12 protein-coding genes are annotated in these 16,126 nt (G+C 74.5%); 4 read left to right on the top strand and 8 right to left on the bottom strand.

All coding sequences use genetic code 11. From position 1 onward, the window contains the following. Window positions 1-515 precede the first annotated feature (515 nt). From ACZ514_RS02855 to ACZ514_RS02865, 3 genes are read left to right on the top strand one after another with little or no spacing between them, the layout of a single operon-like run. Entirely contained in the window at window positions 516-1,616 is a 1,101-nt protein-coding gene (locus tag ACZ514_RS02855; RefSeq protein ID WP_469123930.1) for a methyltransferase, read from the top strand. Further along, a complete protein-coding gene (locus ACZ514_RS02860; RefSeq protein ID WP_469123931.1) occupies window positions 1,613-3,325 on the top strand; it encodes an ABC transporter ATP-binding protein in 1,713 nt (570 codons plus the stop codon). The genes ACZ514_RS02855 and ACZ514_RS02860 overlap by 4 nt, the downstream gene beginning before the upstream one ends. Beyond that, window positions 3,322-5,154 carry an ABC transporter ATP-binding protein gene (locus ACZ514_RS02865; RefSeq protein ID WP_469123932.1) on the top strand — a complete coding sequence of 611 codons (1,833 nt, stop codon included), beginning with the start codon at window positions 3,322-3,324 and terminating at the stop codon, window positions 5,152-5,154. The genes ACZ514_RS02860 and ACZ514_RS02865 overlap by 4 nt, the downstream gene beginning before the upstream one ends. 30 nt (window positions 5,155-5,184) lie before the next feature. Here ACZ514_RS02865 and ACZ514_RS02870 read toward each other — a convergent pair whose 3' ends face one another. The 8 genes from ACZ514_RS02870 to ACZ514_RS02905 form a co-directional block, all read right to left on the bottom strand. Then, window positions 5,185-6,390: a cytochrome P450 gene (locus ACZ514_RS02870; protein WP_468694991.1), complete on the bottom strand. Its 1,206-nt coding sequence runs from the start codon at window positions 6,388-6,390 to the stop codon at window positions 5,185-5,187. Beyond that, on the bottom strand, window positions 6,387-7,718 hold the full coding sequence (locus tag ACZ514_RS02875) for an aminotransferase-like domain-containing protein (protein WP_468694988.1): 1,332 nt from the start codon (window positions 7,716-7,718) through the stop codon (window positions 6,387-6,389). Before ACZ514_RS02875 ends, ACZ514_RS02870 begins: the two co-directional genes overlap by 4 nt. After that, on the bottom strand, window positions 7,715-9,139 hold the full coding sequence (dpgC, locus tag ACZ514_RS02880) for a (3,5-dihydroxyphenyl)acetyl-CoA 1,2-dioxygenase DpgC (RefSeq protein WP_469123933.1): 1,425 nt from the start codon (window positions 9,137-9,139) through the stop codon (window positions 7,715-7,717). Before dpgC ends, ACZ514_RS02875 begins: the two co-directional genes overlap by 4 nt. Then, window positions 9,132-9,926 carry an enoyl-CoA-hydratase DpgB gene (gene dpgB, locus ACZ514_RS02885; RefSeq protein ID WP_468162836.1) on the bottom strand — a complete coding sequence of 265 codons (795 nt, stop codon included), beginning with the start codon at window positions 9,924-9,926 and terminating at the stop codon, window positions 9,132-9,134. The genes dpgC and dpgB overlap by 8 nt, the downstream gene beginning before the upstream one ends. A gap of 53 nt (window positions 9,927-9,979) precedes the next feature. Then, window positions 9,980-11,068 carry a 3,5-dihydroxyphenylacetyl-CoA synthase DpgA gene (gene dpgA, locus ACZ514_RS02890; protein WP_468162834.1) on the bottom strand — a complete coding sequence of 363 codons (1,089 nt, stop codon included), beginning with the start codon at window positions 11,066-11,068 and terminating at the stop codon, window positions 9,980-9,982. Continuing rightward, window positions 11,065-12,243 carry a glycine amidinotransferase gene (locus ACZ514_RS02895; protein ID WP_468162832.1) on the bottom strand — a complete coding sequence of 393 codons (1,179 nt, stop codon included), beginning with the start codon at window positions 12,241-12,243 and terminating at the stop codon, window positions 11,065-11,067. Before ACZ514_RS02895 ends, dpgA begins: the two co-directional genes overlap by 4 nt. Next, complete coding sequence (locus ACZ514_RS02900; protein ID WP_469123934.1) at window positions 12,240-14,228, bottom strand: RiPP maturation radical SAM C-methyltransferase; 1,989 nt, start codon at window positions 14,226-14,228, stop codon at window positions 12,240-12,242. The genes ACZ514_RS02895 and ACZ514_RS02900 overlap by 4 nt, the downstream gene beginning before the upstream one ends. 94 nt (window positions 14,229-14,322) lie before the next feature. Beyond that, complete coding sequence (locus ACZ514_RS02905; RefSeq protein WP_388931947.1) at window positions 14,323-14,436, bottom strand: pheganomycin family RiPP precursor; 114 nt, start codon at window positions 14,434-14,436, stop codon at window positions 14,323-14,325. A 269-nt stretch (window positions 14,437-14,705) separates the two neighbouring features. Between ACZ514_RS02905 and ACZ514_RS02910 the strand changes: the two genes are divergently transcribed. Then, window positions 14,706-16,019 (top strand): preATP grasp domain-containing protein, encoded by a 1,314-nt coding sequence (locus ACZ514_RS02910; RefSeq protein WP_469123935.1) that lies wholly within the window; start codon window positions 14,706-14,708, stop codon window positions 16,017-16,019. The last annotated feature ends 107 nt before the right edge of the window (window positions 16,020-16,126 follow it).

Raw genomic sequence — 16,126 nt, forward strand, 5'->3', positions numbered from 1 at the left:
GGGGGCGGTTGCCGCAGGAGGGTCAGCCCCGGCCGTCACACGCCTTGCAGTCCCCGCTCCCCTTGCAGCTGTCGCACTTCGCCCCGCTCCAGCCCCGGAAACCGGAGCCCCCGCAGGTCGTGCACTTCCCGTCGCCCTTGCAGCGCCGGCACACGTCCTCACCTGCGGCCCTGATCCGGGCGCACGCCGACGCCGGCGCGTACGAACTCTCCCCGACGGCCCACGTCTACCCGGACCGCACCATCTGGAAGCCCGACCTCCTCCGAGCCGGAACGGCGCGCGTGGAGGGCGAGTGCGCACGGCGGCCGGATTGCGCGGGGTGTTCTTGCGGGGCCCCGGGGGGTGTGCCAGCATGCCAGGACGTGATCGTGATCTTGGAGTCGGCTGTGGTGCCCCCGTGAGCGGGCCGCGGCGATCCGCTGACGAGAGGTGCGACGTTGAATTCGTCTGCCGACACGGCACCATCCGCTGGAACGAACTCCTCCGACCGGCCCCGACGTCCCGGGCCGGCCTCCGTGCCCGGCCAGGTCCGCCGCCCCGGCGGTGCCGGTCCGGACGTCACCGCCGCCGATCCGGTCGCCGAGCGGTTCCACTTCCTCGTGAACGCCCCGGCCCTCTTCAACGCCGTCGTCACCGCGCTCGAATGGGACGTCTTCGGCCATCTCCAGACCCACCCCGGCGCCTCCCTCGAGGAGCTGCGCGCGGCCGTCGGGGTGCCGGCGCACTCCCTGCGGGTCCTGCTCCACGCCGTGTGCACCACCGGACTGCTGGAGCGGGATCCCGGCGGCGGCTACCGCAACGCGCCCGCCGCCGCCGAGCTGCTCGTCCCCGACGGCCCCGACAGCTGGCGCCACATCCTCACCGGCTGGCGGGAGATCTACTACCCCGCCTTCTCCCGCATGAGCGAAGCCCTCGCGGCCGGCACCAACCTCGCGCTCGACGCGCACCCCGGCGACGAGCCGACGCTCTACCGGCGCCTCACGCACGACCCGGAGCTCGAGGCGGTCTTCCACCGCAGCATGAGCGCCTTCACCCTCAAGAGCCTCGACGCGCTCGTCGAGACGGAGGAGTTCGCCACCGTACGGCACCTGCTCGACGTCGGCGGCGGCGACGGCACCACCAGCACCCGGCTGCTCGCCCGCCATCCCGGCATGCGCTCGACCGTCTTCGACATCCCGTCCGTCGCGCGGCTGGCGGCCGAAGCGAAGCCCGATCAGGAGTCCGGGCCGGAAGCCGGGGCCGGGGACCGCATCCGGCCGCACGCCGGCGACCTCTTCACCGACCCCTTCCCGCCCGGCGCGGACGCCGTCCTCTTCAGCCACGTCCTGGAGATCTTCTCCGGCGCGCAGATCACCGAGCTGCTGGCGAAGGCGCACGCCGTGCTCCCCTCCGGGGGACGGGTGTTCGTCTACGGCTACAACGCCTCCGACGACGAGACCCGCGGCTGGTACTCCGCGCGCCTCTCCCTCTACCTCAACGTACTCGCCAGCGGCCAGGGCATGGCCTACCCGGCCCGCGACTACGAGGAGTGGATGCGCCGGGCGGGCTTCGAGGCCGTACGCACGCTCACCGGCTACCCCTACGAGCACGGTCTGACCATCGGCACCAAGCCGTGAGTCGCGACAGGTTCCCCGCCGCCGACCCGGGGGCGCCCGCCACCGGATCGCCGGTCCGCTTCCTGGTGTGGCTGGCCACCCGCCACCGCGGCAGCCTCGTCCTGGCCACCGTGTTCGGGGTGCTGTGCACCCTCGCGCAGGCACTGGTGCCGACGGCCGTCGCCCTCGGCATCGACCGCGGGCTGCTCCAGCGCGACCGGGACGCGCTGCTGCTGTGGGGCGGCGCGGTCCTCGCCCTCGGCGTCTTCCAGGCCGTCATCGGCATGCTGCGCGACCGGGCGTCGACCACCAACCGGTTCGGCGCCGTGTACGGGACCACCCAGCTCGTCGTCCGCCACGCCGCCGGCCTCGGCGCCGACCTGCCCCGGCGGGCCTCCACCGGCTCCGTCGTCAGCGTCAGCGCCTCGGACGTCGGCCACCTCGGCACCGCCCTGGAGGGCACGGCGCGCGGCGGCGGGGCCGTCGTCTCGATCCTCTTCGCCGCCGCGTTCATGCTGGTCACCTCCTGGCAGCTGGGACTGGTCGTCCTCATCGGCGTCCCGCTGATCGCGGTCGCCGTCACCCGGCTGATGCGGGTCCTGCACGGCCGCCAGCAGCGGCTGCGCGAGCAGCAGGGAGCCCTCACCGACCTGTCGGTGGACATCATCGACGGGCTGCGCGTCCTGCGCGGCTTCGGCGGCGAGAAGGCCTACGGCCGCCGCTACCGCGAGGGCTCCCAGGCCGTGCGCGCCGAGGGCACCCGGGTCGCGGCCACCGTCGCGGACATCGCCTTCCTGCGCGTCCTGCTGCCCGGCGCGCTGCTCGTCGCCATCGTCTGGCTCGGCGCGCACCAGGTGAGCACCGGCCGCCTCGAACCGGGCCTGCTCGTCGCCTTCTACGGGTACGCCGTCTTCCTCACCGACCAGCTCGGGCAGGTCACCGCCATGCTCGACCAGCTCACCCGCGCCAACGTCGCCGCCGGCCGCGTCCTGGACTTCCTGCGCCTGGAACGGGAAAGGCCCGGCGGCACCCGCCCGCTCGACGACGGCGCTGTCGGCCTGCCGCTGCACGACCCGGACTCCGGGCTGACCGTCCCGCCCGGCCGCTTCCTCGCCGTGGTGTGCGGCACGGAAGGGGACGCCCGCACGCTCGCGGAACGGCTCTGCGGCCACACCGATTCCGCGGTCCTGCTCGGTGACACCCCCCTGGCCGCCCACCGCACCGACGACGTACGCCGCCACGTCCTCCTCGCCGACAACGACGCCACCCTCTTCGCCGGGCGGCTCGGCACCGAACTCGACCCCCGGGACCGCCCCGACGGCCCCGCCGACGGTCTCCTCCGCGCCCTCGACGCGGCCTCCGCCCGCGACGTCGTCGACGCCCTCCCCGACGGCCTCGACCACGAGAGCACCGGCGGACGCGAGTTCTCCGGCGGGCAGCAGCAGCGGCTGCGCCTGACCCGCGCCCTGCTCGCCGATCCGCGGGTGCTCGTCCTCGTCGAGCCGACGAACGCCCTCGACGCCCACACCGAGGGCCGCGTCGCCCGCGACCTCGGCCCCTACCGCGCCGGCCGCACCACCGTCGTCCTCACCACCAGCCCGATCGTCCTGGACCGCGCCGACTCGGTGGTGTTCGTCAAGGACGGCAAGGCCGTCGCCGAAGGACCCCACCGGACCCTCCTCGCCGACCCCGACTACCGTGCCGTCGTCACCCGTGAGGTCCTGGCATGACCGCCCCCGCCGACACCGCTGCCGCCGGCACCGCCCCCGGCTCCCCGCCCGCCGACCGGCTGCCTGTCGCCTCCGCCCGGGAGGTCCGCGCGCACGCCCGGCGGACCGCGCTCAGGCACCGCCGCCCCCTGGCCGGCTCCCTCGCCCTGCACGCGCTGGCCTGCGTCGCCGCGCTGGCCGCACCCCAGCTCCTCGGCCGGATCGTCGAGGACGCCGCGCACGGCGGGCTCGCCGTCACCCCGGTCGCCCTCGCGATCTGCGCCGCGGTCGTCCTCCAGGCGGTCCTCACCCGGTTCGCGCGGTTGGCCTCGCTGCGGCTCGGCGAGACCGTACTGGCCGAGCTGCGCGAGGAGTTCGTCGACCGGGTGCTGTCCCTGCCCACGCCCGTCGTCGAGCGGGCCGGCACCGGCGAACTCGTCACCCGGACCACCCGGGACGTCGACGTCCTCGCCTTCACCGTGCAGCGGGCCGTCCCCGACACCCTCGTGGCCGGCACCACCATCGCCCTGACCATCGGCGCCATCTGCCTCACCGACCCGCTGCTGGTCCTGCCCTGCCTGGTGGCCGTCCCCGTGCTGTGGCTGTCGACCCGCTGGTACCTGCGGCGGGCCCGCGGCGGCTACCTGCGTTCCAACTCCGCGTACGCCCGCCTCACCGACACCCTCGGCGAGACCGTCGCGGGCGCGCCCACGGTGGAGGCGCTCCGGCTCCAGGGGCGGCGCCGGCGCCGCACCGACGCGGACATCGCCGCCTCGTACGCGGCCGAACGGCACACCCTGAACCTGCGCAGCACCTACCTGCCGATCGCCGACACCGGTTACATCCTGCCGGTGGCCGCCACCCTGGTCATCGGCGGGCTGATGTACATCGACGGGCTGGTGGGGCTGGCCGCCGTCACCGCAGCCACCCTGTACGTCCAGCAGGTGATCGGGCCCGTCGACACCATGCTGTACTGGATGGACGAACTCCAGGTCGGCGGCGCGTCCATGGCCCGCGTCCTCGGCGTCCGCGCCGCCGCCCAGGACCCGGCCGCCCCGGACCCGGCCGCCCAGGACCCGGCCGCCCAGGACCCGGCCGCCCCGGACCCGGCACCGCGGCCCGAGGCCCCCCGCGACGGCGCGATCGACGTGCGGGACGTCCACTTCGCCTACCCGGACCGGCAGGAGAGCCTGCGCGGTGTCGACCTGCGCGTCCGGCCCGGTGAACGCCTGGCCGTCGTGGGCCCCTCCGGCGCCGGCAAGTCGACCCTGGGCCGGCTCCTCGCCGGGATCGACAGCCCCGGCCGGGGGACCGTCCGCCTGGGCGGCGTGCCCCTGACGGAGCTGCCGCCGGAAGAACTGCGCCGCGGCGTCATCCTGGTCACCCAGGAGTACCACGTCTTCCGCGGGACCCTGGCCGACAACCTGCTCGTCGCCCGCCCCGACGCGACCCCCGCGGACCTGGAACGCGCCCTGCGGGCCGTCGCCGCCTGGGAATGGGCGTCGGCACTGGGCCTGGACCACGAGGTCGGCTCCGGCGCGGCCGAACTGCCCCCGGCCCGCGCCCAGCAGCTGGCCCTCGCCCGGCTGCTGCTGCTCGACCCGCCGGTCGTCGTCTTCGACGAGGCGACCGCCCTGCTCGACCCGCACACCGCGCGCACGGTGGAACGGGCCCTGGCCGGACTGCTCGGCGGCACGGTCGTCTCCATCGCCCACCGGCTGCACACCGCCCACGACGCCGACCGCGTGGTGGTGCTGGAGGACGGCCGGATCACCGAGAGCGGCACCCACGACGAACTGGTGGGCCGCGGCGGGGCCTACGCCCGCCTGTGGAAGTCCTGGCACGGCTGAGGCGGCACGGCGCCGGCGGCCACGGGCCCCTCACCACGCCACGGGCAGCCGGTGCACCCCGTAGAAGCCCATGTCCTCCCCCAACGGCACCTCCGACGGCGGCACGGCCAGCTTCAGCCCCGGGAAGCGCGCGAACAGCGCGGGGAACGCGATCCGCATCTCCGTACGGGCCAGGTGCTGGCCGATGCACTGGTGCGCCCCGTGGCCGAAGGCGAGGTGGCCCGAGGCCGGGCGGCCGAGATCGAGGCGGTCGGGGTCGGCGAAGCGCGCCGGATCGCGGTTCGCGGCCGACAGCGAGACCGTGACGGACTCCCCGGCGCGCAGCGCGTGCCCCTCCAGGACGACGTCCTCCAGCGGGCAGCGGGGCACCCCGAAGTGGAAGATGGTCAGGTACCGCAGCAGTTCCTCCACCGCGTTCCCGGCGAGCGACGGATCGTCCGCCAGCCGGGCCGCCTCGCCCGGGTGGGACAGCAGCGCGAACGTGCCGAGCCCGAGGGAACCGGCGGTCGTCTCGTGCCCCGCCGACAGCAGGAGGGCGCCCACGCCGGCGACTTCCGCGGTGGACAGCTCCCCGCCGGCGGCGAGCGCGCTCAGCAGGTCCTCGCCCGGCGCCCGTCGCCGGTGCCGGGCCAACTCGGTCAGGAACGCGTCGAGTTCGGCCATGGCCGCCGCGGCCTCGGCGGCGGTCGCGTCGATCCGGAACAGGGTGGCGCTGTTGCGCTGGAAGGAGGCGCGCTCACCGTACGGCACGCCCAGCAGCTCGCAGATCACCAGGGAGGGGACGGGCAGCGCGAAGGCTTCGACGAGGTCGGCCCGGCCGCCGAGGGCGGCCATCGCCTCCAGGCGCTCGCCGACGATCCGCTCCACGCGGGGCGCCAGGGCCCGCGTACGGCGGGCGGTGAACCAGCCCATGAGCTGCCCGCGCAGCCGCGTGTGGTGGGGTGCGTCCATGTCGACGAGCCAGCCCGGCAGCGCGGGGCTGCCGTAGAACGGGTCCGTTCCCGGCCGGGCCACCGGCACCCGCTTGAGCTCCGAGCGCGCGCTGAACCGGGGATCGGCGAGGACCCGGCGCGCCGCCTCGTGCCCGGTGACCAGCCATCCGAGGTGGCCGTCCGGGTAGCGCAGACGGCTGACCGGGCCGCGGGCGCGCAGCGCCGCGAGCTCCGGCGGCGGGTCGAACGGGCGGTCCCGGTCGCGGGCGGTGGGGTGGACGGGAACCCCCGGGCCGCCGCTCACGTCCCGGCCCCCGGCCGCGCGCCCGCTCCGGCCCGCGGCCGGGCGTGCTCGCGGAGGAAGGCCCCGAGCCGCCGCACGCCCTCGTCGATCTGCTCCGGCTCCAGGTAGCTGCACGACAGCCGCAGCGTACGGGTGCCCCCGCCGCCCGGATGGAAGGGGGCCATCGGCGTCCACAGCACCCCGTACCCGGCCGCCGACGCCTCCAGCAGCCCGGCGTCCGCCGGTACGGGCAGCCGCATCCGTACGAAGAACCCGCCGTCGGGCCGGTTCCACTCCACCCCCTCCGGCAGCCCGGCCGCGCCCTCGCGGTCCAGCGCCCGCAGCAGGTGGGCGAGGTTGCGCCGGTACAGCACGGACCTGGTCCGGCTCAGCTCGGCGAGCGAGCCGCCGTGCTCCAGCAGCATCCCGGCGATCAACGCCTGGCACACCGGCGCGGTGTTGACCGTGACGGCGGTCTTCAGCCGCGCCAGTTCCGCGGCGAGCGGGACGGCCGGGACCCCGCCGCCGGTGGACACGCACTGGTCGGCGACGACGTAGCCGACGCGCGCCCCCGGGAAACAGACCTTGGCGAACGTCCCGATGTGCACGACCCGCCGCCCGTCGTCCAGGGCCTTCAGGGAGGGCAGTTCGCGGCCCGGGGGAGCGGTGAACCCGTACGCGTTGTCCTCCAGGACGAGGAAGTCCTCCCGCGCGGCCAGCTCCAGCAGCCGCGTCCGCCGCCCGGCCGCCATGCGGGTGCCGCCCGGGTTGGCGTAGTCGGGGGCGACGTAGCAGGCGCGGACGCGCCGGCCGGACCGGCGGGCCGCCCGGCAGGCCCCGGCCAGCGCGTCGAGGTCGAGGCCGTCGGCGTCCTCGCGCACGGGGACCACCCCGGCGCCGAGCAGGCTGGCGGCGCTGGTGATGCCCACGAAGCACGGGTCGGAGACGGCCAGCAGGTCCTCCGGGGAGGCGATCAGGGCGCGCAGCACGAGGAACATCGCCTCCTGCGCCCCGACGGTGATCACGAGTGCGTCCGGGTCGGCGTCGATGCCCTGGTCGCGGCGGAGGGCGTCGGCGACGATCCCGTTGATCAGGCCGCGGGCCGGCCCGTACTCGTACAGCAGCCGGGCCGCCCGCTCCGGCCCCAGGCCCGTCGCGGCCGCGTGGGCGGTGAAGCGGTCCAGGTAACGGGCGGTGTCCAGGCCCTCGTACGGGGCGGGGTGCGGGGCACCGGGGGCGAAGGAAAGGGCGTCCGGGTAGCGGCCCATGATCTCGTTGAGGAAGCCGATCGACTCCAGCACCGGGTCCTGGAGCGAGGCGTGCAGCGCCTCACGGGCGAGGAGGGTCATGCCGGGGACCGTCCGGAACGGGCCGCGTGCCGCGCGGTCTTGGCCAGCACGTCGGGGCTGTGGACGCGGCGGGCCTGGACGACCGCGAACTCCGCCAGGTAGCCGCGCAGCAGCTCGAGCGGCTCCTCGGCCAGCGTCAGCATGGCCCGGTTGGCGGCCACGGCCGGACCGGCCAGCTCGCGCACGGCGCGCTCGGCGGCCGCGTCGAGGGCGGCGGCGGGCAGCACCTCGTCGACCAGCAGGGCGGCCGCCGGGTCGGAGGTGTGGACGCGGCGGCCCGAGAGGATGATCTGCCGGGCCGTGCGGGCGCCGGTGAGCCGGGTGAGCCGCAGGTTGCCGAGGCCCGGGACGATGCCCTCGTCGGCGGCGGGCAGGCTCAGGAAGGCGCCCTCCTCGGCGATGACGCGGTCCAGGACGAGGAGCAGCTGCATGCCGCCGCCGATGGCGAACGCGTCGACGACACCCACCCAGGGCTTGCCGGCCGGGACGCCCCAAGGGGACGGGTCCTCGCGGAGCAGGCCGCGGGCCAGCTTGTTGACGTAGCCGAGCTCCCGGCCGAGGAGGAACTCCACGAACGGGATCCGGCCCGCGTGCAGCTCCTTGAGGTTGATGCCGGCGCTGAAGATCCGCCTCCCGGCGTGACGCGGGTGGGTGACGGGACCGCCGCGCAGGACGCCGACGCGGATCCGGTCGTCGAGGAGGGCCACGTCGACGGCGGTCTCCAGGCCGGCGATGAGCCGGCTGTCCTCGGCGTTGAGGCAGTGGCCGTTGCGGAAGGTGACGTGGGCCGCCTCGCCGCGGCGTTCGAGCAGCACCGCGGGCAGCTCCAGCCGGTCCGTGCGCCGGAACTCCTCGAGGCGGGCCGCCGAGCCCGGCGCGGGCCGCAGCATGCTCTCGATCAGGTGCGTGCCGGCGGTGGGGGAGCGCAGCAGGGCCCCGAAGAAGACGCCCTGGTCGATCTCGCGGCCTTCCTTGTGCGCCTGGAGGCGGCCGCGCTCCTCGGCGAGTTGCGCGGCGTCCGGTACGAGCCCGGGGAAGCGTACGGCGGCCTCCGCGGCCAGGTCGGGCAGCCGGGGCCGGCGCGTCCGCCCGGCGGTGAGCTCGTCGTAGACGGCGTCGGCGTGGCGGGCGAGGAAGGCGTGCCGGACCGCACGGCAGTCCTCGTGGAGGCCCTCGGCCCGCTCGGCCTCGGCGGCGGTCCGGTCGGGGCGCGCCGGCAGGAGGGCGAGCCTCCGCTCGGTGTCGGCGGCGTACCCGGCGAGCAGCTTGGCGTCGCCGGCGAGGTCGCCGCAGAACCCGTGCTCTCCGCCCGGGACGGCGGGGTCTCCCGGGACGACGGCACCGACGGCGGAGGCGGGGGAGCCGGCGGCGGGGCCGGCGGCCGGGAGGCCCGTCCCGCGGCGCCCCGCTCCGTCACTCATCCGCCGCTCCCGCCGGGTCGCCCGGCTCCGCGGCGGCCGCGGCGGCAGCCGCCGCGGCCAGACGCCGCAGTTCGCGGTCGCAGGCGGCCAGATGGGGCCCCAGCGCCTCGTCGAACTCCAGGCTCTGCGCCTCCAGCAGCAGCTGCCGGCGGATCGCGAGCTCCCGGTCGGAGATCCGGCCCATCAGCACGGCCGCCGTGTGCGCGGCCTCCTCCGTGTCGTCCGCGAGCTGGTCGATCAGGCCCAGGTCGCGGGCCCGCACGGCGTCGATGTCGTCGCCCCACAGCACGATCTGCCGCGCGCGGGCCGCCCCGAGCTGCCGGGATATCCGGTGCACGGCCATCCCGGGCCAGAAGTGCCCGTCGTTGACCGGCGCGAGGAGCCGCAGGTCCGGCGACCCGATCCGGTAGTCGCTGACCAGCAGCAGGTCGAGGGCCGGACCGCCACAGGCCCCGGAGGCGACGGCGATGCTCAGCGCGGGCAGCCGCTCCAGCCTCCGCACGGCCCGCTCCCAGCGGTTGATCTGCTGGATGTCCACCTGCCCCGGCCAGGCCCGCGCCCCGGCGGGCGCGTCCGGCAGCCGCAGGAGGACCACCGAGCCGTCGGCCCGCGCCTCGGCCCGGTCGCAGGCACCGGTGACCGCGGCGGTCAGCTCCGGCAGCGGCTGCCGGGCGTCCAGTTCCACGGTGGTGCACAGCCCGTCCGCGGGACCGTCGGGCACGGCCCTCCCCGTGCCGTCCGCCGGTTCGCCCTCCGCGGGCGGCGGCAGCGTGTCGTGCGTCCGCATCGCAGTTCCCTTCGTCGTCGCGCCGCCGCCCGCCGTGCGGCCCGGGATGCGGGTCACCACCGCGCCAGCGCCATCTCGATCGTCGAGCCGGGCCCCATCGTCATCAGCACGCCCAGGTCGCCGGGGCGGACCGCGCCTTCGGACGCCAAGCGCTGGTAGGAGAAGAGGAAGGAGCCGCTCGACAGGTTTCCGTGGTCGCGCAGCACACCGGTGGTGTGCCGTACGTCGTGCCGGGTCAGCCCGAGGTTGACCCGGACGGAGTCCACGACCTTCTTTCCCCCGGAGTGCACCACCCAGTGGCCGATGTCCGAGGCCAGCAGGCCCGTGCCGTGCAGCAGCCGCCCCAGCGCATCCTCCGCGTGCGCGCCGACGACGTACGGGATCTGCGGGTCCAGCCAGAAGCTGAACCTGCCGTGCCCCTCGTCCCAGTCGTAGCGCATGGCGTCGACGGCGTCGGGGATGATCCGGCTGGAGAACCGCAGCAGGGCCGGCGACAGCACGCCGTCCGCGTCCGGACCGCCGCCGTCGCCGGGCGCGGTGACGGCGACGGCCGCAGCGCCGTCCCCGAAGAGGCTGTTGACCACGGAGGAGCGCATCGTGCCGTCGAGGACGTACGCCGCCGAGCACACCTCCACGCACACCAGCAGCGCCAGTTCACCGGGGTGCGCCCGGGCCCAGCCGGTGACCGAGCCCAGCGCGTTGAGACCGGCGTTGCAGCCCATGCCGACGACGTCGAGGCGCGAGCAGCCGACGTCGAGGCCCAGCTCCTTGATGAGCAGGGCGGAGAACCCGGGCGTCAGGAAGCCGGTCGACGTCACGCAGCACAGGTGGCGCACGTCGGACGGCCGCGCCCCGGTGTCGGCGAGACAGTTCTCGATCGCCCGCCGCCCCAGCAGCAGCCCCTGCTCGGTGTGCTTGCGCAGGAGTTCGCCCTGCGACTCCACCGCCCGCGAACCGTCCGGGCCGGCGGCGGGCAGTGTCAGGCCGCGCCGCTCGATGGCGCTGTTGAGGAAGAGTGAGCGGACCCGGGGATCGGCGACACCCAGCAGGTCGAGCAGCTCGCGCTGGCCGTAGGTGGTGTCGGGGACGGCGGTGCCGACCCCGGCGAGCCGGGCGGCGGACCCCGTGTCCGGCAGGCTCATCCGAGGTAGTCCTCCAGCCCGCCTTCGCGCACCGTGTCCAGCGTGAAGCAGTGGAAGCCCCCGCCGAACAGCCGCCGGTGCCGGTGCCGGACCGGGACCGCCGTGAAACCGCGCTTCTCCAGGGTCCGCGCCAGCTCCGGGCAGGCCTCGTTGACCAGCACGGTGTCCGGGCCGGCGGACAGCACGTTGAGGTCGATGAACGGGCTGGTCAGCACCAGGTCCTCGTCCTCGTAGCGGGGGAAGTTGTCGCTCTCCGGAGCGGGCGCGACGATCCGGTCCCACTTCCGCAATGCCTCGGGCAGCTTCTCGGCGACGGCCTCCGAGCGCACGAGCAGGGTGCCGGGCCGCAGCGCCAGGACCATGCTGTCGATGTGGCTGTCGCTGAGCCGGTGCACGCGGTGGATCCGGAACCGGCCGCCGACGTGCCGCTCCAGCCAGTCGCAGGCCAGGGCGTGGTGCGCGGTGGAGACGTTGACGACGAGGTCGCGGCCGAGACGCAGCACCTGCGCCCCGTCGAACATCATCTCGATGCCGACGTCATACGGAGAGGGGCTCGGGGTGCCGATGGGCTCGGTCGGGCCGCCGATCGTGCTCTCGCGGGCGTAGTCCAGGTCGAACGACGCGTCCGTCATCAGGGGGCGCGGCATCACCGTCCAGCGGGCTCCCCGCGCGAAGTACCGCTGGAAGACCGGGGTGAGGAACTGGGTCTCGAAGTACCGGGAGCGGATCATCGGCGGCGTCTCGATGATCTCGTCCCCGAGGATCAGCGTGTTGTCGCGGATGTTCAGCGGCGGGACGACGGAGGCGGACCAGGCCGGGGTGCGCACCTCGCCGGTGCCGGCGTCGAGGTCCATCGGCCGGAGCACGGTCACCCCGAGGCCCCTCAGGGCGGCGGCCATCCCCTCCAGGTCCTCGACGAGCTCGTCCACGTAGCGCTGCTTGATGGGCACCCGTCCCCGGCGGGCCCCGTCCGGTCCGGCGTCCGCGTCGGCGTCCGCCCCGCCGACCGTGAGCCGCGGGTAGTACCACTCGGAGCGCGTGGAGTTGTCCCCGGCGATGTTGTCGTGGAAGAAGAGGTCGAAGGACAGCTCCCGCTCGTGGGAGGTGTAGTTCGCCGCCGAGCCGAGGACCACCTCCTTGAGCGGGGACCATTCGTCGAAGCTGTTCAGCGTCATCCCGAGCTCCCTTGCTCGCTTGAAGTCCCCTTCCCCGCCGTCCCCGCCGTACGCCCGGGCAGCGCGGGCAGCCCGGACCGGAGCGGCAGTGCCAGGGAGAGGTACTTGCCGTCCTCCTCCAGGCAGATCCCGTGCGCGACGCAGGAGGCCAGGAAGTCCTCGACCTCCGCCCGCTCCACGGCCCCGCCGCCGCCCAGGTCCCGGTGGACGCGGGCGGCACCGCGCGGGGCGTCGCCGCACAGCTCGTACGCCTGCGCCCGCCACCCGGCGAGGGTCGTCTTGCGGCGCCGGCCGCCCCGCGTGTCGAACAGGGTCAGCCAGTCCGGCCCGCGCCGGTACGTGAGGGTGGGGCGGTCCGCCGAGGCCCATTCCCGTCCCCACGCCTCGACGGCCTTGGCGAGTTCGGCCACGGCGTCCGGGGAGGCGGTGTCCGGCGCCCGGTAGTCGAAGAAGTACGCGATGCGGCCGTGGTCCAGCCCGGGCACCGGGAACGCCAGCCGGTAGGCGCCCTTCGGCGTGATCTCGCCCATCCCGAAGGAGGGGTCGGTGAAGTACGGGCTGAACCGTTCCAGCCAGATCCGCCCGACGCCGGCGGGCGGCTCCAGATGGGTCAGCAGCGGGACGAGGGCGGCCTGGCCGGTGTAGTCCTCGTCCGTCTCGCCGGGGAAGCCGGCGAGCAGGTTCCAGTCGACCCGGACGCCGTAGTAGTGCGCCCACTTGAGCAGCCGGACGTTGAGGAGCCGCGAGGAGCCCTTCCGCATCAGCGCGAGGACGTGCGTGCTGAGGCTCTCCAGGCCCGGCTGGATCTTCCACACACCCGCCTCGGCCAGCAGGCGCACCTGGTCCCGCGTCAGGTTGGCCTTCACCTCGAAGAACAGGGCGGTGTCCCACGGGGCCCCGCGCAGGCCGGAGCAGAAGGCGTCGAGGTAGGCCATGTCGAGGATGTTGTCGACGGCGTCGACCGCGAGGACCCGGTGCCGGCGCATCAGCTCCTCCAGCTCCGCCAGCGCCCGCGCCGGGGACTTGGCCCGGTACTGCATGCCCAGCGCGTTGAGCCCGCAGAAGGTGCAGTGGTGCTTCGCGCCCCACCAGCAGCCGCGGGAGAACTCCACCAGCAGCCGCTGCGTGTTCCGGCCGATCACCCGCTCCCGGCCGAGGGACTCCAGGGCGGTGAAGTAGTCGTCGTAGTCCGGTACCGGCAGCTGGTCCATCTCCTGGGTGCGGACCCCGGGGGAGGGGGTGGTCACCCGGCCGTCGGGGGTGCGGCCGCAGACGCCCGGGAGGGCGGCCGGGTCGGCGCCGCGCGCGACGGCCGCCGCCAGCCGGGGGAGCGTCACATCGCCCTCGCCGACGACCACGTAGTCGATGAAGCCGAAATTCCTCAGGTACTCGGGCCCCATGTCGCCGTCGTAGTTCGCACCGCCGAATACGATGATCAGATCGGGGCGGGCTTCCTTCAGGCGGCGCGCGAGCGCCAGCGCGGCGACGTTCTGGATGAAAGTCGAGGTGAATCCGACGATGTCGAGTTCCGACCAGAAGTCACGGTCGGCGAGTTCGTCCATCCACGCGGGGAGACGGCGGCCGCGCAAGTCGGCCACGGCATCCCAGTCCGCTCCCGCCGCGGCACACATTTCGGCCACCTCGGGGAATTGCAGCCGGTAATCCTCCACGTCCTCGGTCACCCCGAACGCCGCCGTCCCGAAGAGCCATTCCCCGAAGAGGTGGACCCGCTCGGAAGGGGCCTCGGTGATGATCTCGTAAAGGTCCTTTCCCAGCTCGGCGGCCAGCTCCAGATTCGGATAGACGCTCCGCGCGTCGTGGCCGAAGGAGCGCAGCCCGGCCTGGAGCAGCCCGCACTGGATGGACGGGGTGTCGGTGCGCGCCCAGGGCATGTTCACCAGCCCGATCCGCAGCGGTCTCACCGGGACGCAGTCCGGCGGGAACAGGGGCCGGCCGATCAGTTTCAACTCACCGCCGCCTGACACGATTCCTCCGTACGTCCGCTCCGGCAGGCCGGACCCCTCCCCGGCAGGCGGGGAAGGACCCGGGTCGCGCACTGGTCGGTTCGCCGGCTCAGCTTCAGTCCTTGACGTTGCTGGCCGAAACGACGCCTACGTCCTTCACGTTGCTGTCCGAGACGATCTCCGCGACATCCGCGTCCTCGATCTCGGTCCAGAGGATTTCACGCTCCATGGTTCACCTCCTTCCTCATATCAGGACATGAGATTCCGTCGGTGAACGGTCAACGATCGTACGAACCCCTCCGGCGGCTAACAAGGTGGCGATCCGGCCACCGGAACACCCGGCCGACCGTCCAGGGCCCGATTCCCATGGGACCTCGGAGGCGGAAGATGCGCTCTTGACGCCGTCTCGCGCCGCTTTTCACAATTGGCCCGTGCAGCCGGGCCGGAATCCTTCGCCCGCCGCCGGAAAGGGAACTGCGACCACAGGGAGTTCGCCGGATGCTGCGACTGCTCATCGGAAACGACTGGAGCGAGGAGCTGGAGGAGCCGGCCGGAACCGGCTGGGCCGTACAGCGCCTGCTGTGGTTCGCCCGCGACGGGGACGTCCTCGTCCTGCCCGTCCCGCCCGAGGAGGAGTTCCTCTCCTACGTCACCTCCCTGACCGGCACCCGCCGCGACTCACTGGAGGTCGTCGTCCCGCCGCCCGGCCGCACCGGCACCGGCGCCCTCACCGCGGACCGGCTCACCGACCCCTCCTTCATCGCCGAGCTGCGCGGCAGGACCGCCGGCCGGCCCGTCGACGAGGTCTTCGCCCTGTGGCCCGACGCCGCGGTCGCGGCCGCCGCCGATGCCCTGGGCTGCTCCGGAGCCCTCGAGGGGCACGCCTTCCTCACGCAGAGCGGCGGACTCCTCGGCAGCAGCAAGGCCGTCTTCCGCGCGCTGGCCGCCGGCGTCGGCGCCCCCCTCCCGGACGGCGCGGTCTGCGCCGACCCGCGGCGCGCCGAGGAGCACATCGTCCGCCTGCTGGACGGCGGCAGCCCCGTCATCCTCAAGCAGGACTTCGGCTCGGGCAGCGACGGCAACGAGATCCTCGGCCGCACCGGAGACGTAGACCTGCGCGGCGCACGCGGCGTACGCGCCCTCCCCGACCGGGCCGCGGTCACCGCGTACCTCGCCGAACGCTGGGACTGGCTGACCGTCGGCGGCCGCGACCGGGTCGTCGTCGAGCGCTACCACCCCGGCAGCCGCGCCTACTTCGCCGAGTACTGGATCTCCGACGCGGGCATCCGGCTCGGCGGGCACGGCGAGATGCAGTACCGCCCCCTGCCCAACGCCCAGGTGATGCCCGCCCCGGACCTGACCGCGCACCAGCTGGACGTCCTCCTCGACGGCGGACACCGCATCTCGGAGGGGCTGCGCGCCGTCGGCTACCGCGGCATCCTCAGCGCCGACGCCGTCGTCACCCCGGAGGGCGACGTCCTCTTCACCGAGTACAACGGCCGCGCCACCGGCTCCACCCACATCTACGAGATCGTCGGCAAGCGCGTCGTCGGCCCGGGCTTCGGCACCGACCGCATCCTGCTGGAACGGGTGTGGCCCCGGCACTGGGAGGTGCCCTCGTTCACCGCCGCCCTCACCCGGCTCCGCGAGTCCGGTCACGCCTACGACCCCGCCACCCGCCGCGGCGCGATCATCCTGGCCGCCTACCACCCGGGCCGCAAGGGCGTCATGCTCTGCTTCGCGGACGACACGGTCGAGGCCGCCCTCCACCGTGAGGAACAGGTGGCCCCCCTCTTCACCCCCGCCCGCTGACCGGCCGTCATCGGCACGGACCCGGCTGCCACCCGGGGTGGTTGGAAGGCCTGCGACGGCCCCAGGCCGGAAGGCCCCCGGCCTGCTGAGCAGCCGGGGGCCTTCGT

The organism is Streptomyces sp. NPDC034086 (assembly GCF_055575515.1).